Raw genomic sequence first — 24,131 nt, forward strand, 5'->3', positions numbered from 1 at the left:
CGGTTAAGCGGCGATTATCCGCGTTAAGGAGCGAATCGTTAAGATGCATCTGGTGTCCGTCCAAACTGCGCCGCACATTCCGAAGGGCCGATTGCCGCGCAAAACCGCGCGATCAGACACGAAACGGCGCGAACGGTCGCGTCATCGCGTAAAATCCTGAGCCTGAACAAGCAATTGCGCGCGATTTCGTCGTTTTCCGCGCGCCGCCTTTTTGACGCGGCATCCGCGCCGGCCACGCCGGTTTCGAGCGTCGGCCAGGCCGATGCATCGCCGGTCATCGAACCCTTTTGAATTCACAAGCCGCAAGCATGACCACTGATTCCAACGCGTCCAGCTTTCCGATCACCGACGATGTCCAAAGCGCGCTCGCCATCGCCAAGCGCGGCTGCGACGAACTGCTGATCGAAGACGAATTCGCGCAGAAGCTCGCGAGAAGCGCCGCGACGGGCAAGCCGCTGCGCATCAAACTCGGTCTCGATCCGACCGCGCCCGATATCCACATCGGCCATACGGTCGTGCTGAACAAGATGCGCCAGTTGCAGGATCTCGGCCATCAGGTCATTTTCCTGATCGGCGATTTCACGTCGCTGATCGGCGATCCGTCCGGCCGCAACGCGACGCGCCCGCCGCTCACGCGCGAGCAGATCGAGATGAACGCGAAGACGTATTTCGAGCAGGCCGCGCTCGTGCTGGATCGCGAGAAGACCGAGATTCGTTATAACAGCGAATGGTCCATGCCACTTGGCGCCGACGGCATGATCAAGCTCGCGTCGCGCTACACGGTCGCGCGCATTCTGGAGCGCGAAGACTTCACCAAGCGCTTCCAGGGCGGCGTGCCCATTTCGATCCACGAACTCCTCTACCCGCTGATGCAGGGCTACGATTCCGTCGCGCTGAACGCGGATCTGGAACTCGGCGGCACAGACCAGAAGTTCAACTTGCTCGTGGGCCGTGAATTGCAGAAGCAGTACGGCCAGGAGCAGCAGTGCATTCTGACGATGCCGTTGCTGGAAGGGCTCGACGGCATCGAGAAGATGTCGAAGTCGAAGAACAATTACGTCGGCATCAGCGAGAAGCCGACCGAGATGTTCGGCAAGCTGATGAGCATTTCGGACGTTCTCATGTGGCGTTATTTCGAACTGCTTTCGTTCCGTCCGATGAGCGAAATCGAAGGCTACAGACGCGAAGCCGAAAGCGGCCGCAATCCGCGCGACTTCAAGGTGATGCTCGCGCAGGAAATCGTCGCGCGCTTCCACTCGCCGGCGGATGCCGAGCGTGCGCTCGACGACTTCAACCATCGCGCGAAGGGCGGCGTGCCGGACGACATTCCTACGGTGGCGATCGCGGGCGCGCCGATTGCGATCGGCCAGTTGCTGAAGCAGGCGGGGCTCGTGCCCTCGACGAGCGAAGCGCTGCGCAACATCGAGCAGGGCGGCGTGAAGATCGACGGCGCGACCGTCTCCGACAAGGCACTGAAGATCGAGGCGGGCGAGTTCGTCGTGCAGGTGGGCAAGCGCCGTTTCGCGCGCGTCACGCTGACCGCCTGAGTCGATGATCGCGCTCATTCAGCGTGTAAAGCGCGCCGACGTGCGCGTGGGCGAGCGCGTGACCGGCGCGATCGAAGCGGGCCTGCTCGCGCTGGTCTGCGCCGAGCGCGGCGACAACGAAGCCGCCGCCGACAAATTGCTCGCGAAGATGCTCGCGTATCGCGTGTTCAGCGACGCCGCGGGGAAGATGAACCTGTCCGTGTCGAACATGGATGGCGCGGGTCGCGCGGGCGGCGTCTTGCTGGTATCGCAATTCACGCTCGCGGCGGATACGTCGAGCGGCCTGCGCCCGAGCTTCACGCCCGCCGCGCCGCCCGACGAAGGCAAGCGGCTGTTCGACTATTTCGTGACGCAAGCGCGCGCGAAGCATCCGGTCGTCGAAACGGGCGAGTTCGGTGCGGAGATGCAAGTGTCGCTCGTGAACGACGGGCCGGTCACTTTCTGGCTGCAAGTGCGGCCCTGATTTCAGGATGGCTATGACGACGCAGGTCCTTTTTATTCGACACGGCGAAACCGACTGGAATCGCATCAAACGCATTCAGGGGCATATCGACATTCCCTTGTCCGAGCACGGCTTTCTACAGGCGGAACAACTCGGTCAGCGTCTTGCGCGCGACGGGCAAATCGACGCGGTTTATTCGAGCGACCTGCAACGCGCGCAGCAGACGGCGCGTCCTTTCGCGGATGCGCTCGGGCTCGACGTGCGTTTATCGCAGAGCCTGCGCGAGCGCTTCTACGGCGCGTTCCAGGGCCACGACAGCGACGAGATCAACGACAAGTTTCCCGCTGAATACGTCGAATGGCAGACGCGCGATCCCGGCTTCTCACCACCCGGCGAGGGCGAATCGCAGCGCGTGTTCTATCACCGTGTGGTGCATGCGATGGAGCCGATTGTCGCCGGACACGCGGGCGGTCGTGTCGCGGTCGTCGCGCATGGCGGCGTGCTCGATTGCGTTTATCGATTCGCGATGAAGTTGTCGTTGCAGGAGCCGCGCAACTGGCCGCTGCTCAATTGCAGCGTCAATGTGGTGGACTACGCCGATGGCGGCGCGAAGGTCGTGTCGTGGGGCGATATCGCGCATCTGTCGACGGATACGGACGACGACAACCTCCGCAAGCGCGCCTAGCTGCTGTTCGCATCCCAAAGATCGCGGATCGGCCCCGCATCCGGCGCCGCGATGCCGAAGTGCCGATACGTGAGCATCGTGGCGACGCGTCCGCGTGGCGTGCGCTGCAAAAAGCCCTGCTGAATCAGATAGGGTTCCAGCACGTCTTCGATCGTGTCGCGCTCTTCACCGATGGCCGCGGCGAGGTTATCCACGCCAACCGGCCCGCCATCGAACTTGTGGAGAATCGCTTCGAGCAGCTTGCGGTCCATCAGGTCGAAGCCGACCGGATCGACGTCGAGCATCTTCAGCGCTTTGTCGGCGACATCGGCGCTGATCACGCCGTCGGCTCTCACCTCGGCGTAGTCGCGCACGCGACGTAGCAGGCGGTTCGCGATACGCGGCGTGCCGCGCGCGCGCTTCGCGATTTCAAACGAGCCTTCCGGCACGATTTCCGCCTTCAACAACGACGCAGATCGCGTCACGATGCGCGCCAGTTCGCTCGCGTTATAGAACTCCAGCCGCGACACGATGCCGAAGCGATCGCGCAGCGGATTCGTCAGCATGCCCGCGCGCGTGGTCGCGCCGACGAGCGTGAACGGCTGAAGATCCAGCTTCACGCTGCGCGCGGCCGGCCCTTCGCCGATCATGATGTCGATTTGATAATCTTCGAGCGCCGGATACAGGATTTCCTCGACGACCGGCGAGAGCCGGTGAATTTCGTCGATGAACAGCACGTCGTTCGCTTCGAGATTGGTGAGCAGCGCGGCGAGATCGCCCGCGCGCTCCAGCACCGGCCCCGACGTCTGCCGCAGATTCACACCCATTTCCCGCGCGATGATGTGCGCGAGCGTTGTCTTGCCGAGCCCTGGCGGTCCGAACAGCAACACGTGATCGAGCGCTTCGGAGCGGCGCTTGGCCGCCTCGATGAAAATTTCGAGCTGGCCGCGCGCCTTTTCCTGCCCGATGTATTCATCGAGCTTGTGCGGACGGAGCGCGCGTTCGAACGCTTCCTCGTTGCGCGAGACGGGCGAGGCCGAGATGACGCGTTCGGCGGCGAGTTTGTCGGTTTCGATCATTTTTCGATTGTACAGCGAGCTTTTCCGCGGCGAATCTGGCCGAATGGGTTAGGCCCAATCGCCATCGTCAAGCCTTCGAAAGCGCTTTTAGCGCCAGCTTGATGCCCTCGGACACGCCCGTTCCCGCCGGCACGTTCTTGACCGCGGCGAGCGCTTCCTTCTCCGAATAGCCGAGCGCGAGCAGCGCGTTGAGGATGTCGGACGCGTGATCGGACTGCGAAACCGTGCCCGGGATCGCGCCGAGATCCGCGCCGAGCTTGCCCTTCAGTTCGAGCAGCAGGCGCTCCGCCGTCTTCTTGCCGATGCCCGGCACACGCGTGAGGCGCGCGGCATCCTGCGTGGTCACGGTCTGCGAGAGCTCGTGCACGCTCATGCCCGAGAGCACCGCCAGCGCCATGCGCGCGCCGATTCCGCTGATCTTCATCAACTCGCGGAACGTCGAGCGCTCTTGCGCGGTGAGAAAGCCATAGATCAGATGCGCGTCTTCGCGCACGATCAACTGCGTGAGCAGCACGACTTTTTCGCCCAGATTCGGCAGGTTGTAGAACGTGCTCATCGGCACGTCGATTTCGTAGCCGATGCCGTTGCAGTCGACGAGCAAATGCGGCGGATTTTTTTCCAGCAGAACGCCGGCGATGCGACCGATCATGTTTGGGTATTTCGTAAAAGAGATTTAGCCGATGAGACGGCCACGCCGCACGCGCAAGCCTTTCTTCGCGAGCCCCGGCGCGATGTCACCCAGCGCCGCGAGACCGGTCCCGCCGTGCGCATGGCAGATCGCCATGCCGAGCGCGTCGGCGGCGTCTGTGCTGGGCACGCCGGAAAGGGCGAGCAGGCGCACGACCATTTGCTGCATTTGTTCCTTGGTCGCGCGTCCGTAGCCGACGACGGCCTGCTTCAGTTGTAGCGCCGTGTATTCGGCAACCGGCACGCCGCTCGCGACGAGCCCGCAGATCGCGGCGCCGCGCGCCTGTCCGAGCAGCAGCGTCGATTGCGGATTCACGTTGACGAAGACTTTTTCGATCGCCGCCTGATCCGGATTGTGCTGCGCGACGAGCGTCGAGATGCCGCTGAAAATGGTGTTGAGACGCGAAGGCAGATCGGCATCGGCTGTCTTGATGACGCCGCTCGTCACGTAGTTGAGCGTGTGCCCCGTCTTGTCGATGATGCCAAAGCCCGTTACGCGCAGGCCGGGGTCGATGCCGAGGATTCTCATTCGTTGTGTGGTGCGTTCCGGCTGGTACGGCTTCCAAATCAAAAAGGCCTGTTTGCGCCGTGCGAAGCGCAAACAGGCCAATCTTAAATGAACCGACCGCGATTAATGGCGGAAATGACGCGTGCCCGTGAAAATCATCGCGACATTATGTTCGTCGGCCGCGGCGACAACTTCGTCGTCGCGCATGGAGCCGCCCGGCTGGATCACGCAGGTCGCGCCCGCGTTCACGACGACATCGAGGCCGTCGCGGAACGGGAAGAACGCATCCGATGCCACCGCCGAGCCGTTCAGCGTGAGACCGGCGTTCTGTGCCTTGATGCCCGCGATGCGCGCGGAATCCACGCGGCTCATCTGGCCCGCGCCGACGCCCATCGTCATGCCGTTCGCGCAGAACACGATCGCGTTCGACTTCACGAACTTCGCCACGCGCCACGCGAACATCAGATCGTCCATTTCCTTGGGCGTCGGATGGCGCTTCGTCACGACGCGCAACTCGTGCGGCTGCACGTTCTTCGCGTCGAGCGATTGCACGAGCAGACCGCCGCCGACGCGCTTCAGATCGAACGCGTTGTGGCCGTTGCCGAGCGCGATCTGCAAGAGGCGCACGTTCTGCTTCGCCGCGAACACGGCGCGCGCCGCTTCGCTGAACGACGGCGCGATCAGCACTTCGACGAACTGTTTCGCGACCGCCTGCGCCGACGCTTCGTCGACTTCGCGGTTGAAGGCGATGATGCCGCCGAATGCGGAAGTCGGGTCCGTCTGGAACGCCTTCGAGTACGCTTCGGCCGCGTTCGCGCCGACCGCCACGCCGCACGGATTCGCGTGCTTGATGATGACGCAGGCGGGCGCATCGAACGTTTTCACGCATTCCCACGCGGCGTCGGAATCGGCGATGTTGTTGTACGACAGCTCCTTGCCCTGCAACTGCTCGTAGTTCGCGAGCGCGCCGGCCGGCACGGAAAGATCGCGGTAGAACGCCGCGCTTTGATGCGGATTCTCGCCGTATCGAAGATCCTGCACCTTCTCGAACGCCAGGTTGAACGTCGCCGGATAGGTGTTGCGGCTCGAATGCCGCAGTTCCTCGGTCAGGCTCGTCAGATAGTTCGTGATCGCTCCGTCGTACTGCGCGGTGTGCGCGAACACCTTCGTCGCGAGACGGAAGTTCGTCTTGTAGCCGACGGCATTATTGTTCGCGCGCATCTCGTCGAGCACGGCGGCGTAGTCGGCCGGATCGACGATCACCGTCACGTCGCGATGATTCTTCGCCGCCGAGCGCAGCATCGTCGGACCGCCAATGTCGATGTTCTCGATCGCGTCTTCCAGCGAGCACTCTTCCTTCGACACCGTCTGCACGAACGGGTACAGGTTCACGACCAGCAAATCGATGGTCGGAATCTCGTGCTTTTCCAGCGCCGCCATGTGCTCGGGCAGGTCGCGACGCGCGAGAATGCCGCCGTGAACCTTCGGATGCAGCGTCTTCACGCGCCCGTCGAGCATTTCCGGAAAGCCGGTGTAATCGGCGACTTCGGTCACGGGCAGGCCAGCGTCGGCGAGCAGTTTCGCCGTGCCGCCGGTCGAGAGGAGCTTGACGCCGAGCGCCGACAGCGATTTGGCGAAATCGACGATGCCGGATTTGTCGGAAACGGAGAGGAGCGCTTGCTTGATCATGATGGACACTGAAATCGAAAAGGGAAACCAGGCCGGACCAAGGCGCGCGCCTCAGTCCGAAGAATCAAATCAATCCGTGCTGCTGAAGCTTCTTGCGTAAGGTGTTGCGGTTGATGCCGAGATACTCGGCCGCGAGCGATTGGTTTCCGCCCGCCTGCTCAAGCACTACTTCGAGCATCGGTTTTTCCACGCACGAAATCACCATGTCGTACACGTCGTGCGGGTTGGAGCCGTCCAGATCCTGAAAGTAGTTGTCGAGGCTCTGGCGGACGCATTGTTCGATGTTATGTCTGCTCATGCGGCAATCAGTGGGTCTGTCGTGTTGTTGAGCCCGCCGCACGATTCTTCCCCGTCCGCGTCTTCGGCGTCGCCGGCTTCGTCCACGTAGACGAGACGGTCCGACAACGCCTTTTGCGCGGCAAAGAATTCGTTGACAGCGAGCAATTGTTCTTTGGTCGTGTCCAGCGTATTCATCCGGTGTCGGAAGGTGTTGGCGCCGGAAAGGCCGCGAGTGTACCAGCCGATATGCTTGCGCGCAGTCCGAACGCCCGTGAATTCCCCGTAAAAGGCGTAGTGATCTTCGAGGTGCTCGTTCATCACCTGCTGGATCTCGTCGATGCGCGGCGGCGGCAGGCGCTCGCCGGTCTTCAAAAAATGCTCGATCTCGCGAAAGAGCCACGGACGCCCCTGCGCCGCGCGGCCGATCATGATGGCGTCGGCGCTCGTTGCCGCGAGCACGGCGCGCGCTTTTTCGGGCGTGGCGATGTCGCCGTTCGCGACCACCGGAATTTTCACCGATGCCTTCACGGCCGCGATGGTGTCGTACTCGGCGTCGCCCTTGTAGAGATCGGCGCGCGTGCGGCCGTGGACCGTGAGCATCGAAATGCCCGCGTCCTGCGCGATCCGCGCGATGGTCAGCGCGTTCTTGTTCTCGCGATTCCACCCCGTGCGAATCTTGAGCGTAACGGGCACCGCGTCCGGCCCCACGCCGACCGCCTGCACGACGGCTTCGACGATGCGCGCGACCAGCGGCTCGTTCTGCAGCAGCGCCGATCCCGCGGCCACGTTGCACACCTTCTTCGCCGGGCAGCCCATATTGATGTCGATGATCTGCGCGCCGTTCGCGACGTTATGGCGCGCGGCTTCGGCGAGCATCTGCGGATCGGCGCCCGCGATCTGCACGGAAATCGGCTCGACCTCGCCCGCGTGGTTGGCGCGGCGCATGGTCTTCTCGCTTTTCCACAACTGCGCGTTCGACGCGACCATCTCCGACACGGCGTAGCCCGCGCCCATGCGCTTGCAGAGCTGCCGGAACGGGCGGTCGGTGACGCCTGCCATCGGGGCGACGAACAGGTTATTGCGCAGGACGTGTGAACCGATTGTGGGCATGAAGGCTAAAACGATCCGCGCTGTCGATGCCGGCGAAAGCCGCGTCAGGCGGATGCAACGTTGCGGAAGGGGAAACAGCTATTTTAACGCGAAGCGCGTGCTGAAATTAAGAGCAATCGCATGCAAGTCATTAAATCTTCTATGAAAGCGCGTGCGTTCATAGAGGATAAGTTCCTTCACTCGGCGTAGACGATTGCCCTTTTTTCGTGCTCGATCAGCGCCGCTGACCGAACATCATCTGACGGGCGAGGGCGGTTTTTAGCGGCGGGAGGAATTCGAGCGCGGTCAGCGCGAGGCCGCGCATCGCTGCAAACGGCGGGAAATCCACCGTGAAAATGCGTGCGAGCGTGTCGGTGGCGCCGATCGTGAGACGCCGGTCGAGCGCGCGGCGCTGCGCGAAACGGGCCAGCGCGAGCGGGCGCGGACCGTCAGCGGAAAGCGCGTCGGTGAGCGCCAGCGCGTCGCGCAGGCCGAGATTCAGGCCCTGACCCGCGACGGGATGCAGCGTCTGCGCGGCATTGCCGATCGCAACCGTGCGCCGGTCGACGAGCACGTCGAGGGCAGTCAGCCCGAGCGGGAAAGCCGCGCGCGACGCAATGCGCGTGAAGCGGCCCATGCGCGTGCCGAACGCAGCGCCGAGTTCGGCGAGGAACGTGTCGTTGTCGAGTTGCATGCGGCGCGCGGCTTCGTCGGGCGAGCAGCACCAGACGAGCGCGTAGTCTGCGTGACGTTGGCCGCCGCACGGCAAAAGCGCGATCGGCCCTTCTTGCGTGAAGCGCTCCCACGCGACATTCGCGCGCGGATCGGACACGCTCACCGTGCCGACGATCGCCGTCTGGCCGTAGTCTCTCGCGCGGCGCTCATCGGCGGGCTCGCCTTTCTGATAAAGGCCGCCTTCGGCGTTCACGAGCACCTTCGCGCGAATCGTGCGCGCGCCGCTCGCGGATTGCAGTGGCAGCGTGACGCCGTCGTTGTCCTGCAGCGGCGCGAGGGCGGAGGTATCGGTGAGCCAGTCGACTTTCGTCGCGCGCACCGCATCGGCGAGCGCGCCGACGAGCGAGCCGTAGCGCACCACGTAGCCCAGTTCGGGCAACTCGTGCTCGTCGTGCTCGATCAGCGTGCGGCCGAAGTGCCCGCGCTGCGACACGTGGATGCGGCGGATCGGCGTGGCGTCGCCGGGAAAGCCGAGCGGCTGGAGCATCACGCGGCTGCCGTGCGAGAGCGCGAGCGCGCGCGGGTCGTGGGCGGCGGCGTCAGGCGTGCGCGCGTCGATCAGCGCGATGGACAGCCGCGATGTCGCGCTGCGCCGGGCGAGCCATCCGGCGAGCGCGAGGCCGACCGGTCCCGCGCCGACGATGGCGATGTCGTAATCGAAATGCGGTTCGATGCCTTGAACGTCGGTCATGATCAGTTTGCGTTTGATTCGCGCATCAGCGCTTCGATTTCATCGGCGGCGACGGGCACTTCGCGCGTGATCAGCTCGCAGCCATTTTCGGTGACGATGGCGTCGTCTTCGATGCGGATGCCGATGTTCCAATACCGTTCCGGCACGTCTTCGGCTGCGCGCACGTAAAGACCCGGCTCGATCGTGAGGGACATGCCGGGAAGCAGCGTGCGCCAGGCACGCATGCCTTGCTCGTCGAGCGGGCCGTCGGCTTCGCGATATTCGCCCGCGTCGTGCACGTCCATGCCGATCCAGTGTCCCGTGCGATGCATATAGAAGCGCGCGTAGGCGCGTTGCGCGAGGACGTCGTCGACACTGCCGAACTTCGCCTTGTCGAGGATGCCGGTATCGAGCAAGCCTTGCGACAACACTTTCAACGCGGCCTGATGCGGCGCGTCGAAGCTGACGCCGGCGCGCGTCGCGTCGATGGCGGCGGCTTGCGCGGCCAGCACGATGTCGTAGAGTTCGCGTTGCGCCGGCGTGAAACGGCCGCTCGCAGGGAAGGTTCGCGTGATGTCGGATGCGTAGCCGTCGAGCTCGCACGCGGCATCGATGAGAATGAGGTCGCCATCGCGCGCGATCGCGTTGCCGGCCGGGTAGTGCAGCACGCAGGCATTCGCGCCCGCCGCGACGATAGAACCGTACGCCGGCGCCTGCGCGCCGTGGCGGCGGAATGTGTAGAGCAGCTCGGCTTCGATCTCGTACTCGCGCATGCCCGGGCGGCACGCACGCATCGCGCGACGGTGCGCTTCGGCGGAAATCGATGCCGCGCGGCGCATGATCGAGATTTCATGCGCGTCTTTCACGAGGCGCATTTCGTCGAGAACCGGCAACAGATTCTCGGCGCGGGCGGGAGCGCGCACGCCGGTGCGGCTTTGCGCGCGCACGGCGGCGAGCCAGTCGCGCACGCGGGCATCCAGTTCCGCCGAGGTGCCGAGCGCGTAGTGCAGCGCGGGCTTGTCGGCGATCAGGCGGGGCATTTCTTCGTCGAGTACATCGATGGGAAGCGCGGCGTCGAAACCGAATGCGTCGCGCGCGGCGTCGGGGCCGAAGCGGAACCCTTCCCAGATTTCGCGCTCCGCGTTCTTTTCGCGACAGAAGAGGATCGACGCGGGCTCGCCGTCGTGCGCGCTCGCGTTCAGCACGAGCGTCGCTTCGGGTTCGTTGAAGCCCGTCAGATAGTAAAAGTAGCTGTCGTGACGGAAGGGGTAGTCCGCGTCGCGGTTGCGCATGACTTCCGGCGCGGTCGGCACGATGGCGACGCCGCCGCCTTGCGCACGCAGCACGGCGAGCACGCGCTCGCGACGCGCACGGTAGATGTCGACGGCGATGGGACTGGCGAGTTCGGTCGGTGAGTTCATGCGCCGATTGTAGCGCCGGCTTCGCGACGGCGGCACTCGGCCATTCGGCCTGGTGGCGCGGCCGCTCACCGCGCCGCATACTCATTCGCCAGCGGGACGATTCCGCACGCTGCCCGCGATCAGATCGAAGCGGAACAGGCGGCATTCAAGCGCGCCGTTGAAAAGCGGCGTTTTCGTCGATTCACGCAGCCGCAGCAAGCCCGGCAGCTTGCGGTCGGACGTGAGCACGTAGGCGCGCCATCCCGGAAAGCGCTGTTTGAGCGCGTTGCCGAACGAGATGAAGAACTCGGTGTCGATCGGATCGGGTTGGGCGCGAGCAAAGGCGTCATCGTCCTGGCGGGAGCGCGGCGTATCGCGAATTTCCCCGCGCGGACCGCGCCCGCGCACTTCGATGCGCTCGCCGTACGGAGGATTCGCTATAAGGATGCCGGGTGCGTCGGTCGGCGGGACCATGTTGCGGGCGTCGATCTGTTTGAGCGAGAGGTCGGTGATACCGGCGCGGCCCAGGTTCGCGCGCGCTTTTTCGAGCATGTCGCCGGAGATGTCGCTGCCGAAAATGCTTAGCTCGGCTTGCGACGCGCGGGCGGCACGGCGTTGTTCGAGCGCGGCCGTCTTGAGCTTTTGCCACATGCCCGGATGGAACGGCTTCAGCTTTTCGAAGCCGAAGCGCCGGTCGTTGCCCGGCGCGATGTTGAGCGCCGTTTGCGCCGCTTCGGCCAGGAAGGTGCCGCTGCCGCACATGGGATCGAACAGCGGCGTGCCGGGCGTCCAACCGGTGAGGCGCAGGATGCCCGCCGCGAGATTTTCGCGCAGCGGAGCGGCGCCCTTGTCCAGACGCCAGCCGCGTTTGAAGAGCGGTTCGCCGGACGTGTCGAGATAGAGCGTGCACTCGTTCATCGTGAGGAACGCGAACACGCGGACGTCGGGCTGCGCGGTGTCGATGCTCGGGCGCGCGCCGGCCACGTCGCGCAGGCGGTCGCAGACGGCGTCCTTCACGCGCAGCGTCGTGAATTCGAGACTCTTCACCGGCGATTTGATCGCGGTGAGATCGACGCGCATCGTCTGGCTGGGCGTGAACCATTGCTCCCAGCGCTGTTGATGCGTGAGTTCGTAAATATCGTGCTCGTTGCGATACGCGCCTTGCGCGACTTTCAGCAGCACGCGGCTCGCGATGCGCGAATGCAGATTCGCCGCCATGCCCGCGACCCAGCCGCCTCGAAAGTGCACGCCGCCGGGCACTTGCGCGCCGACATTCAGCGATCCGCCGCCGGACAGCGGCGCGCCCGCCACGTGTCGCTCTCCGATCTCCGTGAGCTCGGCGGCGAGCGGCGCTTCGAGACCGCGCGGGCAGGGGACAAACCAGTCGAAGAGAGGGGAGGACATGAGCTGCTTTTTCGGACGAGTAAAGGCGGTATTGTACGCGGCTAACACCGCCCCCTCACTACTAGTCAAGGAACAGTCAGATTTCCACCGAAGGACTTACCCCGGGCTTTTTACGCTGCTGAAGTACAGATATATGAGGCCCACGGGCGAAATGAAAATCGCAAACACCCAACACAAGATCATCATCAATACTTTTACGGGCAGTACCAACAGTACTGGAAACACGAAAATGTTGTCTCCGACGATGTAGCGAACCACCCCTTCATAGACAAACCTCGCATAGGGATAGAGAAGGGTGTTCGCCAAAAAAAGGATCAATACGAGACAGGTTTGCAGTGTCAACGGACGTTCCCCATGCAACAACCTTTACAAGAAAAATGCGGGGAAGATCAGTCCAAACATTAATTGCCGCATGTAATACCGTTTTTCGCGGCTACCGAAAGTTCTACTAAATAAATAACGCATGGTGCGGGGGAAGAATTTGCCAGTCGAAAACCGTACCACTCATACCCGAGTGGTGCGGTTCTCGGACTAACAAATTTACATTTTCACTCCACCGCCTTCATCATCTCCTCCACGACCTTCTTCGCATCGCCGAACACCATCATCGTCTTGTCCATATAGAACAGTTCGTTGTCGAGACCGGCGTAACCCGCCGCCATCGAGCGCTTGTTCACGATGATCGTGCGCGCCTTGTACGCTTCCAGAATCGGCATGCCAGCGATCGGCGATTTCGGATCGGTCTTCGCGGCGGGGTTCACCACGTCGTTTGCGCCGAGCACGAGCACCACGTCCGTCTGGCCGAATTCGCTGTTGATTTCGTCCATCTCCTGAACCATCTCGTAAGGCACTTCGGCTTCGGCCAGCAGCACGTTCATATGCCCCGGCATGCGCCCCGCGACCGGGTGAATCGCGTACCGCACATCGATGCCTTTCTCGACCAGCTTGTCGGTCAGCTCCTTCAACGCGTGCTGCGCGCGCGCGACCGCGAGGCCGTAACCCGGCACGATCACCACGCTTTCCGCGTTGCCGAGCATGAACGCGGCGTCATCGGCGGAACCGGATTTGACCGGACGCTGCTCCGTCGAGCCGCCGGCAACCGCACCGCCCGCCTCGCCGCCGAAGCCGCCGAGAATCACGTTGAAGAACGACCGGTTCATGGCGCGGCACATGATGTACGACAGAATCGCGCCCGACGAGCCGACGAGCGAACCCGCGATGATCAGCATCGGATTGTTCAGCGAGAAGCCGATGCCCGCCGCCGCCCAGCCCGAGTACGAGTTGAGCATCGACACGACCACCGGCATGTCCGCGCCGCCGATCGGAATGATGATCAGCACACCCAGCGCGAACGCGATGAGCGTCATGATGATGAACGGCAGCCACGCTTCGGTGAGCATGAAGATCACGCCGAAGCCGATCATCGCGATGGCGAGCAGCAGGTTGATCAGATGCTGCCCCGAGTACACGACCGGCGCGCCCTGAAAGAGCCGGAACTTGTACTTGCCCGACAGTTTTCCGAACGCGATGACCGAACCCGAGAACGTGATCGCGCCGACGAACGTGCCGATGAACAACTCGACGCGATTGCCGTACGGAATCGGCTCGCCCAGCGGCGCGAGTCCGAACGCGGCGGGTTCGGCCACCACGCCATACGCGATGCACACCGCCGCGAGACCGATCAGCGAGTGCATCGCCGCGACGAGTTCGGGCATCTTCGTCATTTCGACTTTCGCCGCGATGTACGCGCCCGCGCCGCCGCCGATGATCAGCGCGACGAACAGCAGCGAAAGCCCGAGCGCCAGATTCGCTTCGAGATAAGCGGCCTGTTTCACGATCAGCGCGAGCGTGGTGAGAATGGCGATCGTCATGCCCGCCATGCCGAACGTATTGCCGATGCGCGCGGTCTTCGGATTGGACAAGCCTTTGAGCGCCTGAATGAAGCACACCGAGGCGACGAGATACAAGAGAGTGACGACGTTCAGGCTCATTTACGCACCCTCCTTGCTCACGATCTTCTTCGGTTCCTTCTTCTTGAACATTTCGAGCATTCGCCGTGTGACGAGAAAGCCGCCGAACACGTTCACCGCCGCGAGCAGCACGGCGAGCGTGCCGAAAAACTTGCCCGCGACGCCGACCGTCAGACCGACCGCGAGCATCGCGCCGACGATGACGATCGCCGAAATCGCGTTGGTCACGGCCATCAGCGGCGTATGCAGCGCGGGCGTGACGTTCCACACCACGTGGTAGCCGACGTAGATGGCCAGCACGAAGATGATGAGGTTGATCACCGTGTGATTGATGACATCCATGTGCGTCTCCGTGTTCAGGCCGTGGCGCGGGCGACTTGTCCGTCGCGGCACTGGAGCGTGGCCGCGACGATATCGTCCGCAAGATCGATGTTGAGCGTGCCTTCCTTGGTGAGGATCAGCTTCAGGAAGTCGAGGAGATTGCGGGCGTAGAGCGCGGAGGCATCGGCGCCGACCATCGAAGCGAGATTCGTGTGACCGACGATATGCACGCCGTGCTTCATCACCACTTGATCGACCTCGGTGAGCGGGCAGTTGCCGCCTTTTTTGCCCTCGAACTCGGGACCGCGTCCGGCGGCGAGATCGATGATCACCGAGCCCGGCTTCATGTGCTTGACCGTTTCGACGGAAATCAGCGTCGGCGCGGGACGCCCGGGAATCAGCGCGGTCGAGATGACGATGTCCGCCGCCTTCGCGCGTTCGTGCACTTGCGCCGCTTGTCGCGCGAGCCAGCTTGGCGGCATCGGCCGCGCGTATCCGCCGACGCCGACCGCCGCCTCGCGTTCCTCGTCGGTTTCGAAAGGCACGTCGACGAATTTCCCGCCTAGCGACTCGATCTGCTCCTTCACGGCCGGGCGCACGTCGGATGCTTCGACGACCGCGCCGAGCCGCTTGGCCGTCGCGATCGCCTGCAAGCCCGCGACGCCCGCCCCGAGCACGAGCACGCGCGCCGCTTTCACGGTGCCGGCGGCGGTCATCAGCATCGGCATGAAGCGCTGGTAATACTGGCAGGCCATCAACACCGCCTTGTATCCGGCGATGTTCGCCTGCGACGACAGCACGTCGAGACTTTGCGCGCGCGTGGTGCGCGGCGCGGCTTCGAGCGCGAACGCGGTGACGCCCGACGACGCGAGCCGAGCTGTGTTCTCCGTATTGAAAGGATCGAGCATGCCGATGAGCACGGCGCCCGGTTTGAGCATCGCCAGTTCGCTTTCGCTGGGCGATTGCACCTTGAGGACGATCTCGGCGGAAAAGGCCGTGGCGGCATCGACGAGATCCGCGCCCGCCTGAGCGAACGCATCGTCGATATAGCTTGCCGGCAAGCCCGCGCCGCTCTGGACGGAAACACGATGTCCTTGCGTGACGAGCTTTTTGACCGTTTCGGGCGTGGCGGCGACTCGCGCCTCATTCGCCCGCGTTTCAGCAGGCACTCCGATGTGCATCTTGTAATCCTCCTGTCTTTGTTGCCTCCGTCACCCGGGCAAGGATCAGGAAGGCTTAAGGCTGAGTTTTATTTCAAATGCTGGAACTTACGGCTATCGCAACTGTAACCGAAGAATGCGCGCGCAAGAATCCGATCCGGCACTCGTTCCGCATACCGGCCGTCAGCGCTTACCCTTAGAACGCTCGCGCGTGATCGCCTCCGGAACGGTAAAATATCTCACCATGAAATCAGACACTTGGGCCCCCCACGTTACGGTGGCCGCCATCGTCGAGCGCGACGGACGTTTCCTCGTTATCGAAGAGCACACGTCCGCCGGACTGCGCATTAACCAACCGGCCGGTCATCTCGAAGCAGGCGAAACGCTCGCCGAAGCGGTGATCCGCGAAACGTTCGAGGAAACGGCGCATCGCTTCGAGCCCGAGGCGCTCGTCGGCGCATATATGACGCACTTCGCGCGGCCGGGCCGCGACGTCACGTATCTGCGCTTCACGTTCTGCGGCAAGTCGCTGGGCGAAGAGAGCGGCCGTTCGCTCGACCAAGGCATCGTGCGCGCGATGTGGCTCAGCGCCGACGAACTGCGCGCATCCGTCGACCGGCATCGGACGCCGCTCGTGATGAAATGTGTCGACGATTATTTATCCGGGCGGCGCGTGCCGCTCGATTTCATTCACACGCATTCGGTCGCGCCGGTGGTGCGGGCGTGATATCCCTATGAGCAAGAAAAGAGTGGTGGTGGGCATGTCGGGCGGCGTGGATTCGTCCGTGACGGCATGGCTTTTGAAGGAACAAGGCTACGACGTCGTCGGCCTTTTCATGAAGAACTGGGAAGACGACGACGACGGCGAATACTGCTCGACCCGGCAGGACTGGATCGACGTGGTGTCGGTCGCGGATCTGATCGGCATCGATGTCGAAGCGGTCAACTTCGCCGCCGAATACAAGGACCGCGTGTTCGCGGAGTTTCTGCGCGAATATTCGGCCGGCCGCACGCCCAATCCGGACGTGCTGTGCAACGCCGAAATCAAGTTCAAGGCGTTCCTCGATCACGCGATCTCGCTCGGCGCGCAAACCATCGCGACGGGCCACTACGCGCGCGTGCGCGAACAGGACGGGCTCTTCCAGTTGCTCAAGGCCACCGATTCGACCAAGGATCAGTCGTACTTCCTGCATCGGCTGAATCAGGCGCAATTGTCGAAGACGCTGTTCCCGCTCGGCGAAATCCCGAAGACGAAAGTGCGCGAGATCGCCGAACAGATCGGCCTGCCGAACGCGAAGAAAAAGGACTCGACTGGCATCTGCTTCATCGGCGAACGGCCATTCCGCGAATTTTTGAACCGCTATCTGCCGACCAAACCCGGCCCGATGAAGACGGACGAGGGCAAGATCGTCGGCGAGCATATCGGCCTCGCGTTTTACACCTTCGGGCAGCGAAAAGGCATCGGCATCGGCGGGGCGAAAGACGGCAGCGGCGAACCGTGGTTCGTCGCGGGCAAGGACATGGCCACGAACACGCTGTATGTCGTGCAAGGGCACGATCATCCGTGGCTGCTTTCGCCGACGCTCGTCGCGGGAAATACGAGCTGGGTCGCGGGCTTCGCGCCGGAAGAAGGCGTCAAGTGCGGCGCGAAGACGCGTTATCGGCAGCAAGATGCCGCGTGCAGCTTCGCTAGTGCGGACGATGGCCGCTTCGCGCTCCAGTTCGACGACGCCCAATGGGCCGTGACGCCGGGACAATCCGCCGTGCTGTATCAGGGCGATGTGTGTCTGGGCGGCGGCATCATCGAGCACGCGGTGACGGGGCGCGAGTCGCCCGAAGCTGCGGTGCTTGCCGCGGCGCGCTAGTATCGGCCCCGACTCCGGTCGGGGTTTTTTATCACCGCGCCGATAAAGCTTTTTTGAAACAGTCGCTTGACGGTCTATCTAGGAGTAGATAAAGATACGCACATCGAGTGCAGGGATAAGTGTAAGAACCGGAGCAAGAACATTGCGAAAGGCGCAAGACATGGATAAAAACACGGTACGCGAAGCACTTCTGGACCACGCGCAGACGCTCCTGATGACGCGCGGCTACAACGGTTTCAGCTATCGCGATTTGTCCGAACTGGTCGGCGTGAAGACGTCGAGCATTCACTATTACTTCCCGACCAAGGAAGATCTCGCGCTCGAAGCGGTGAACGCGTATAGCGCGGACGTGATGTCATCGATCTACGCGATCGACAGCTCCGCCCCGGCCGACAAGAAACTCGACCGCTACACGAAGCTCTTTGGGCGCATCATCGGCGACGGCAATCAGATCTGTCTTTGCGGCATGCTCGCGGCGGACATCGAGTCGCTGCCGCAGAAAGTTCGGCAGGCGGTGCAGTCGTTCTACAAGGCAAACGAAAACTGGCTGGCGAAAGTGCTCGCCGAAGGTGAAGCGCAGGACACGCTCGATGCCGGCGGGAAACCCGAGGCCGCAGCGCGGACCTTGTATGCCGCACTTCAGGGAAGTTTGCTCGCGTGTCGTCTGTTTCAGACGCGTTCACGACTGGAAGAAGTCGCGGAGGCGTTTCGGCGGTAGATAAGCCTGTGGATAACCTTGTGAAAAATCCGTGAATTCACTGGGGATTATCTATCGTTGCATAGATAGATTTTGGCGGAATCAGGCCGTTTCTTGAATCGGACGGCGCTTTTGTCCGGCGATACCGCAGTGGCGCGCGGTTCCAGAAAGAAAAACTGAATTTGCCGAATACCGCTTTTTTCTTAGCGTCATTCGAAAACTATCTAGCGATAGATAAAGTTTCCGTATTAACGTAATTTGCGTTTCACGTCTCGTTTAGTCGATAGACGCCCTTGCCGGCACGCTCCCACCGAACGCGGGAGCGCTTTTCGAGAATGATCAGACCGGCGCGGTATCCACGAACGACTGACGCTGCGAGACGCGCGCGTAGTACTTGTCGAGGTTCGGATGCCCTTCGCGCCAGTTCAGATCGGGCATGCGGAAATCGAGATAACCGAGCGCGCAGCAACAGGCGATGTCCGCGAGCGTGAAGCGATTCGCCGAGCACCATTGTTTCGAGCCGATGCCGCGCGCCATCGCGCGCAAGCCGTCTTCGATCTTCTGGCGCTGGCGCGTAATCCACTTGTCGCTGCGATGCGCCTCTTCGCGCAACACACCTTCTAGGCGAATCAGCACAGCGGCGTCGAGCATGCCGTCGGCGAGCGCTTCCCAGCAGCGCACTTCGGTGCGCTCGCGTCGCTCCTGCGGCAGCAACTTGCCGACGGGCGTGAGCGTGTCCACGTACTCGCAGATGACACGCGAATCGAAGACCGCTTCGCCGTCGTCCAGGATGAGGCACGGCACCTTGCCGAGCGGGTTGTAGTCGTGGATCTTGGAATCGGATGCCCAGACATCTTCGAGCACCAGTTCGCAGTCGATCTTCTTTTCCGCCATGACGATCCGCACCTTGCGGACGAATGGACTGGGGTGCGAACCGATCAGTTTCATCATCTAATCTTCACGTTGATTCGAAATGCGGGCGTCGACGATCTTAACCGGCGCGCGCGAACCATCGGCAAATTAGAGATAGCGGCGCGCAACAATGTCGCCTGCCGACAACATGAGCGCGCCCGGCGCGATGCCGGGCGGCGTCGATCATTGCGCGCTGGCGCTGGTCGCCGCGCTCGTCGAAGGACACGGCAGCACCGGCACGGAGGCGGGTTTCGTGCTTGCGCCGCTCTTGCTTTTCGCGGATGCGGGAGGCGCGCTGACGGTCGCGCGCGGCAAGGAGCCGAGGCTGCGCACACCCGCCGAAATCGCGGAGGCGAGTTCGTCCACCGCCTTGCGATGCCCGCCGACGAGCGCGTCGTAGCCCGCGTCCACGCGTTCCTGCGCGACCGTCCGGCAGGTCAGCACGGTGTCGGAGCCGGCGGCGCGCACGCTCCACACGGCGTCGATCACGGCCTGTGCGCCCGGCCACGATTCGAAGCGCTGCACGTTCACCTTCACGCGATACACCGGCGCGGATTCCGGATGCGGCGTGCCGTACACGTCGATCGCGCCGAGCTGCTGCGTGAGATCGGCGGACAGCGCGCGCCGCACTTCGTCGCCGGGCAGCGAAGCCCAGCGCTCCTCTTCGAGCACGCGTACCTGCGCGGGACTCGTCTGCACCACCAACTGATTCTTCGCGACCTGCTGCGGCATGTCGATGGGCGCGAGTTCGAAATAGAACGAGGCCTGCGTGGAAGGCACGGGCCGCGCTTCGCCGCCGGCGAGCGTATAGAAACGGCTCGTCGGCGAGGCGCAGGCGGCGAGCATCGCCGCTGCGCACAGGGTCGATATCAACGAGCCGAACTTCATGGTTTGTCTCCCGATTTTCCGCGCACGAGCGATTCCGGATGGCGCTCCAGATAGTCCGCGAGCGAGTTGAGCGATTGAAGCGTGCGCGTGAGTTCCTGCAGCGCCTGATGCACGTCCGACTGAAGCGGCGAGTCCGACTGCAACGTCGATTGCGCCTGACCAAAGGTCTTTTTCGCCTGCGTGAGCGTGTCGCGCATTTCCGGCATGACCTCCGTGTCGAGCTTGTCGAAGAGCCCGTTGGCCTTCTTGAGCGAGCCGTTCAGATTCGTGCCGATCTCGTCGAACGGAATCTTGTCGATCTTGCGCGCGATGTCCGCGATCTGCAGTTGCAGTTCGTCGAGCGTGTTCGGCACGGTCGGCAGCTCGATCGGATCGCCAGTGCTGTTGACCTTCGTGGGCGGCGCTTTCGGGAAGAAGTCGAGCGCGATATACAACTGGCTGGTCAAAAGGTTGCCGGTGCGCAACTGACCGCGCAGGCCACGCTTCACCAGCAGTTGCAGCATGTCCTGGCTCGCCACCGAACCTTGCGCCGGCAGCATATGATTCGCGCGCTTGCCGAGGCGATCGGGGTAAAGATCGATCGTGACCGGCATCATGAACGAATGCGACTTCTGATCGTATTGCACGCCGATACCCGTGACCTGCCCCAGCACGATGCCGCGGAAATCGATCGGCGCGCCGACCGACAGCCCGCGTAGCGACTGGTTGAAGTTCATTACGACGTGTACGGCCTGGCCGTCGGGGTCACGCATCGCGTCGGTCTGATCGCCGGCCAGGCGGAAGGTCGCATTGGTCTGCGCCTGCGGGCCTGCCTCCTGGTTCGGCGGCGTCTGAAACGCGATGCCGCCCAAGACGACCGTCGCGAGCGATTGCGTGTTGAGCGTGAAGCCGCTCGAATCGAGCCGCAGATCGACGCCGCTCGCATGCCACCAGCGCGAGTTGGTGCCGACATACTGATCGTAGGGCGCGGTGACGAACACCTGCAGCGTGACGCCGGTGCCGTCCTTATCCAGCGAGAACGCGGCGACCTGGCCGACCTGCACGCGCCGGTAATAGATGGGGGAGCCGATATCGAGCGAGCCGAGCGATTCGCCGTGCAGCGTGAAGGTGTGGCCCTTCTGATCGCCGGTGACGGCGGGCGGCGTTTCGAGGCCGACGAAATGCGTCTGGTCGTCGGTGGACTTGCCTGCATCGATGCCAATATACGCGCCGGAGAGAAGCGTCGACAGGCCGGTCACGCCGCTTGCCGCGACGCGCGGGCGCACGACCCAGAAGCGCGTGTCCTTGACGGCGAAATCGGTGGCTTCCTTGGTGAGCTGCACATCCACAAGCACGCGCGAATGATCCTTCGACAGCGTGATGGTCTTGACCGTGCCGATGTCGACATCCTTGAACTTCACCTTCGTCTTGCCGGGTTCGAGACCTTCCGCGGAGACGAAGCTGATGGTCACGGTCGGCCCGCGGCTCGACACTGTTTTCACGACGAGAATCACGCCGATCAGCGCCGCGACGAGCGGAATCAACCATACGAGCGAGGGCAGCCAGCGGCTGCGCGGCTCGATCACGGGTTCGGGCAGGTTCGGCGGCAAGCCGCCGCCTTTGCCTCCGTTACCGCCGCCAGTATTGCTGGAAGGCGGCGCGGGCTGCTTCGGGTCGTTCGGACCTTGGGCACTAGTCATATTTCTTTCCTGACGGTTCGATGTTGTCCCACATGAGGCGCGGGTCGAATTGCATGGACGCGATCATCGTCAGCACGACGACCGACGCGAACGCGAGCGCGCCCGGTCCCGGCGTGATGACGGCGAGCGACTTGAAGCGCACGAGCGCGATGGTGAGCGTGATCACGAAGACATCGAGCATCGACCAGCGGCCGACGCCCTCGACGATGCGAAAGAGCGTCGTGCGCTGACGCGGCCGCCATGTGGAGCGCCGCTGCACGCTGATCGTGAGAAAGCAGAGCGAGATGAGCTTGAGCATCGGCACGAGAATGCTGGCGATGAAAATCACCGCCGAGAGCGGATAATCGCCGTCGTTCCAGAAGAGCGCGACGCCGCTCATGATGGTGTCGTCCTCGGAACCGAGAATCGACGACGTGTGCATGATCGGAAACAGGTTCGCCGGAATGTAGAGAATCGCCGCGCTGATGAGCAGCGCCCACGTGCGCGCGATGCTGTCCGGATGGCGCCGGTGCACGGCCGTGCCGCAGCGTGTGCAGCGTTGCTTCTCGATGGTGCGCGCGAGCGGCTGCACGAGCCCGCACGCGTGACAGCCGACGACGTTCGCGCGCGACGCCGTGGTGTAGCGCGTCGTGGCCGCTTGCGGCTCGCCAGTGTTTTGATCGATGGAATCGCTCACGATTTTTGCCTCGCATCGGTTGTGAGTCGCTTCGATTGGCGCGGACCGAGCCTGCCCGCGAGGTCCCACAGCGCACGCGGATCGAAGCTCACGACGACCGCGAGCATGAGCGTCAGCACGCCGAACGCGAAGAGCGCCGCTTCGGGAATCACGCGCGCGATGCTCACCATCTTTACGAGCGTGACGAGCACGCCGAGCATGAAGACTTCGATCATGCCCCAGGGGCGCATGAGCTGAATGCCGCGCAACACGGCATTTAAGCCCGGCGGAACGTAACCGGCACGCAGCGGGAGCAGCACATAGAGCAGCGCGAGTAGTTCGCACAACGGAAACAGTATGGTCGAGCAGAATACGAGGACGGCCATGATCTCCATCTGCTCGCCCCACAACGCGACGATCGCGCCGATGAGCGTCGTTTGCGACGTGAGGCCGTTTGCGTTCAGTTCGACGATGGGAAAGGCCTGCGCGATCACGAACGTGACGAGCGCGGCGAGCGTCATGGCGCTGATCTTGTCGAGGTTCGACGAGATGCTTCGATAGAGCAGCGATCCGCAGCGCGGACATTTCGCCGAAGTGCGTTGAGGCAGAGCAGGTTTCTGGATGAGCGCGTCGCATTCGTGACATGCGATCAGGTCGTCCGGTTCGTTCGCGTTCATGGTCTTGGCCCGAGGCGTGTCGAGCGTATGGGTCGGGGGCCGCGAGACCGGGCTCCGACGGAGCTTAGCAAACAGCGGGCCAGCGAAAGTGGAAGCAGCATGTTATCAAATGGCGAGTCGCGGTCGTTTCGGGCGGCGTGCTTCGCCGCATGGGAATGAAACCGCCGGCCCGCTCGTTAATACGTTGATGCCGGAATCGGGCGCGGCTCGCGCCGCTTGTTCGCGCCTTCATCGACCGTTGCACGCATGGAATAGTTCGTTGCATGCGCGGCACGCAAGGGTCGCGAAGCGGGCTCGAAACCCCGCAAAGCCACGTCGTGACTGGGTTTGCGGCCTTCGCGCGGGCCCTTTCGCGCGCGCTGGCAATTCGTTATTGTTGATGTAGCATGGCGGCCTTGAATACTTGTCGTCGGCGGGCGACAGGCCGTGCAACATCGAACACTCGGGTGAAAGCAATATGGAAAGCACCGCTGGCATCTCGGCGACAGCGCCGGCGCAACGATACAGCGCCACGGCGATCGGCCTGCACTGGCTGATCGCATTGTTGATCGTCGGCGGTTTCGGGCTCGGCTGGATCATGACCGATATCCCGGGCATCACGCCGACGAAGCTCAAATACTTCTCGTGGCACAAGTGGATCGGCGTGACGGTGTTCGCCCTCGCGCTGCTGCGCCTCATCTGGCGCGCCACGCATCGGGCGCCCTCGATGCCCGATGGCATGCCGCGCTGGCAACAGGGCGCGGCGCATCTCACGCACTTCCTGCTGTACGTGCTGATGCTCGTCATTCCCGCGTCGGGTTATCTGTACAGCTCGGCGGCGGGCATTCAGGTCGTGTATCTCGGCGTGCTGCCGCTGCCGACCATCATCGGACCGGACAAGGCGCTGAAGGCGACGCTGCGCATCGTTCACATCGCGTTGAATTACACGTTGCTGTTTTTCGTCGTGATGCACGTGCTCGCCGCGCTGAAACATCATTTCGTCGATCGCGACGGCTTGCTCGGTCGCATGCTGCCGTTTCTCAGATAAACGCGTGGCATTGTTTCCTCGCCGTTGGCAAGGCGTTTCCCAACGGCGGATTGTCATTGCGTTCTTATGATTTCCAATACCGGTTTA

At 63.1% G+C, this 24,131-nt stretch carries 25 protein-coding genes; 7 read left to right on the top strand and 18 right to left on the bottom strand.

Annotated elements, in window-relative coordinates; genetic code table 11:
- Positions 1-38 precede the first annotated feature (38 nt).
- On the bottom strand, positions 39-278 hold the full coding sequence (locus AWB82_RS36920) for a hypothetical protein (RefSeq protein ID WP_143756672.1): 240 nt from the start codon (positions 276-278) through the stop codon (positions 39-41).
- A gap of 30 nt (positions 279-308) precedes the next feature.
- On the opposite strand from AWB82_RS36920, the gene tyrS reads away from it, so the two are divergent.
- Genes tyrS through AWB82_RS01945 form a run of 3 tightly spaced genes read left to right on the top strand, consistent with a single transcriptional unit; the run spans position 309 to position 2,674 of the window.
- Positions 309-1,547, top strand: coding sequence for a tyrosine--tRNA ligase (tyrS, locus tag AWB82_RS01935; protein WP_086965311.1), 1,239 nt, complete (start codon positions 309-311; stop codon positions 1,545-1,547).
- A gap of 4 nt (positions 1,548-1,551) precedes the next feature.
- Complete coding sequence (dtd, locus tag AWB82_RS01940; RefSeq protein ID WP_086965313.1) at positions 1,552-2,010, top strand: D-aminoacyl-tRNA deacylase; 459 nt, start codon at positions 1,552-1,554, stop codon at positions 2,008-2,010.
- Between the two features lie 13 nt (positions 2,011-2,023).
- Positions 2,024-2,674, top strand: a complete 651-nt coding sequence (locus AWB82_RS01945; RefSeq protein ID WP_086965315.1) for a histidine phosphatase family protein — start codon at positions 2,024-2,026, stop codon at positions 2,672-2,674.
- Here the strand turns inward: AWB82_RS01945 and ruvB are convergent.
- The 12 genes from ruvB to AWB82_RS02010 form a co-directional block, all read right to left on the bottom strand.
- A complete protein-coding gene (ruvB, locus tag AWB82_RS01950; RefSeq protein ID WP_086965317.1) occupies positions 2,671-3,732 on the bottom strand; it encodes a Holliday junction branch migration DNA helicase RuvB in 1,062 nt (353 codons plus the stop codon). The two genes, AWB82_RS01945 and ruvB, sit on opposite strands and share 4 nt — an antisense overlap.
- A gap of 67 nt (positions 3,733-3,799) precedes the next feature.
- Entirely contained in the window at positions 3,800-4,381 is a 582-nt protein-coding gene (gene ruvA, locus AWB82_RS01955; RefSeq protein ID WP_086965319.1) for a Holliday junction branch migration protein RuvA, read from the bottom strand.
- 24 nt (positions 4,382-4,405) lie between these two features.
- Positions 4,406-4,948 (bottom strand): crossover junction endodeoxyribonuclease RuvC, encoded by a 543-nt coding sequence (gene ruvC, locus AWB82_RS01960; RefSeq protein ID WP_086965321.1) that lies wholly within the window; start codon positions 4,946-4,948, stop codon positions 4,406-4,408.
- Positions 4,949-5,050: 102 nt separating this feature from the next.
- Positions 5,051-6,616: a bifunctional phosphoribosylaminoimidazolecarboxamide formyltransferase/IMP cyclohydrolase gene (purH, locus tag AWB82_RS01965; protein ID WP_086965323.1), complete on the bottom strand. Its 1,566-nt coding sequence runs from the start codon at positions 6,614-6,616 to the stop codon at positions 5,051-5,053.
- Positions 6,617-6,680: 64 nt separating this feature from the next.
- Complete coding sequence (locus AWB82_RS01970) at positions 6,681-6,914, bottom strand: Fis family transcriptional regulator (protein ID WP_008351548.1); 234 nt, start codon at positions 6,912-6,914, stop codon at positions 6,681-6,683.
- Positions 6,911-8,005, bottom strand: coding sequence for a tRNA dihydrouridine synthase DusB (dusB, locus tag AWB82_RS01975; RefSeq protein ID WP_086965325.1), 1,095 nt, complete (start codon positions 8,003-8,005; stop codon positions 6,911-6,913). Before dusB ends, AWB82_RS01970 begins: the two co-directional genes overlap by 4 nt.
- A 214-nt stretch (positions 8,006-8,219) precedes the next feature.
- Positions 8,220-9,410 carry a UbiH/UbiF/VisC/COQ6 family ubiquinone biosynthesis hydroxylase gene (locus AWB82_RS01980; protein ID WP_086965327.1) on the bottom strand — a complete coding sequence of 397 codons (1,191 nt, stop codon included), beginning with the start codon at positions 9,408-9,410 and terminating at the stop codon, positions 8,220-8,222.
- A 2-nt stretch (positions 9,411-9,412) separates the two neighbouring features.
- A complete protein-coding gene (locus AWB82_RS01985) occupies positions 9,413-10,810 on the bottom strand; it encodes an aminopeptidase P N-terminal domain-containing protein (RefSeq protein ID WP_086965329.1) in 1,398 nt (465 codons plus the stop codon).
- An 81-nt stretch (positions 10,811-10,891) separates the two neighbouring features.
- Positions 10,892-12,193 carry a THUMP domain-containing class I SAM-dependent RNA methyltransferase gene (locus AWB82_RS01990; protein ID WP_086965331.1) on the bottom strand — a complete coding sequence of 434 codons (1,302 nt, stop codon included), beginning with the start codon at positions 12,191-12,193 and terminating at the stop codon, positions 10,892-10,894.
- A 548-nt stretch (positions 12,194-12,741) separates the two neighbouring features.
- The gene (locus tag AWB82_RS02000; protein WP_086965335.1) at positions 12,742-14,184 is read right to left on the bottom strand and encodes an NAD(P)(+) transhydrogenase (Re/Si-specific) subunit beta; all 1,443 of its coding nucleotides are present in this window, start codon (positions 14,182-14,184) and stop codon (positions 12,742-12,744) included.
- The gene (locus AWB82_RS02005) at positions 14,185-14,505 is read right to left on the bottom strand and encodes an NAD(P) transhydrogenase subunit alpha (RefSeq protein ID WP_061117805.1); all 321 of its coding nucleotides are present in this window, start codon (positions 14,503-14,505) and stop codon (positions 14,185-14,187) included.
- Between the two features lie 14 nt (positions 14,506-14,519).
- Positions 14,520-15,665: a Re/Si-specific NAD(P)(+) transhydrogenase subunit alpha gene (locus AWB82_RS02010; protein ID WP_086965336.1), complete on the bottom strand. Its 1,146-nt coding sequence runs from the start codon at positions 15,663-15,665 to the stop codon at positions 14,520-14,522.
- 223 nt (positions 15,666-15,888) lie between these two features.
- On the opposite strand from AWB82_RS02010, the gene AWB82_RS02015 reads away from it, so the two are divergent.
- From AWB82_RS02015 to AWB82_RS02025, 3 genes are all read left to right on the top strand, one after another.
- Positions 15,889-16,371, top strand: coding sequence for an NUDIX hydrolase (locus AWB82_RS02015; protein WP_200818021.1), 483 nt, complete (start codon positions 15,889-15,891; stop codon positions 16,369-16,371).
- A 7-nt stretch (positions 16,372-16,378) separates the two neighbouring features.
- Positions 16,379-17,509 carry a tRNA 2-thiouridine(34) synthase MnmA gene (gene mnmA, locus AWB82_RS02020; protein ID WP_086965340.1) on the top strand — a complete coding sequence of 377 codons (1,131 nt, stop codon included), beginning with the start codon at positions 16,379-16,381 and terminating at the stop codon, positions 17,507-17,509.
- 160 nt (positions 17,510-17,669) lie between these two features.
- On the top strand, positions 17,670-18,227 hold the full coding sequence (locus tag AWB82_RS02025; protein WP_086965342.1) for a TetR/AcrR family transcriptional regulator: 558 nt from the start codon (positions 17,670-17,672) through the stop codon (positions 18,225-18,227).
- Positions 18,228-18,545: 318 nt separating this feature from the next.
- Here AWB82_RS02025 and AWB82_RS02030 read toward each other — a convergent pair whose 3' ends face one another.
- From AWB82_RS02030 to AWB82_RS02050, 5 genes are all read right to left on the bottom strand, one after another.
- Entirely contained in the window at positions 18,546-19,154 is a 609-nt protein-coding gene (locus tag AWB82_RS02030) for a glutathione S-transferase C-terminal domain-containing protein (protein ID WP_086965595.1), read from the bottom strand.
- Positions 19,155-19,301: 147 nt separating this feature from the next.
- Positions 19,302-20,006, bottom strand: coding sequence for a PqiC family protein (locus AWB82_RS02035; RefSeq protein ID WP_086965344.1), 705 nt, complete (start codon positions 20,004-20,006; stop codon positions 19,302-19,304).
- Positions 20,003-21,685 carry a PqiB family protein gene (locus tag AWB82_RS02040; RefSeq protein WP_086965346.1) on the bottom strand — a complete coding sequence of 561 codons (1,683 nt, stop codon included), beginning with the start codon at positions 21,683-21,685 and terminating at the stop codon, positions 20,003-20,005. Before AWB82_RS02040 ends, AWB82_RS02035 begins: the two co-directional genes overlap by 4 nt.
- Positions 21,678-22,361: a paraquat-inducible protein A gene (locus AWB82_RS02045; protein ID WP_086965348.1), complete on the bottom strand. Its 684-nt coding sequence runs from the start codon at positions 22,359-22,361 to the stop codon at positions 21,678-21,680. The genes AWB82_RS02040 and AWB82_RS02045 overlap by 8 nt, the downstream gene beginning before the upstream one ends.
- On the bottom strand, positions 22,358-23,017 hold the full coding sequence (locus AWB82_RS02050; protein WP_086965350.1) for a paraquat-inducible protein A: 660 nt from the start codon (positions 23,015-23,017) through the stop codon (positions 22,358-22,360). Before AWB82_RS02050 ends, AWB82_RS02045 begins: the two co-directional genes overlap by 4 nt.
- A gap of 457 nt (positions 23,018-23,474) precedes the next feature.
- On the opposite strand from AWB82_RS02050, the gene AWB82_RS02055 reads away from it, so the two are divergent.
- Complete coding sequence (locus tag AWB82_RS02055; protein WP_086965352.1) at positions 23,475-24,044, top strand: cytochrome b; 570 nt, start codon at positions 23,475-23,477, stop codon at positions 24,042-24,044.
- Positions 24,045-24,131: the final 87 nt, after the last annotated feature.

Source organism: Caballeronia glebae (assembly GCF_001545035.1).
GTDB lineage: Bacteria > Pseudomonadota > Gammaproteobacteria > Burkholderiales > Burkholderiaceae > Caballeronia > Caballeronia glebae.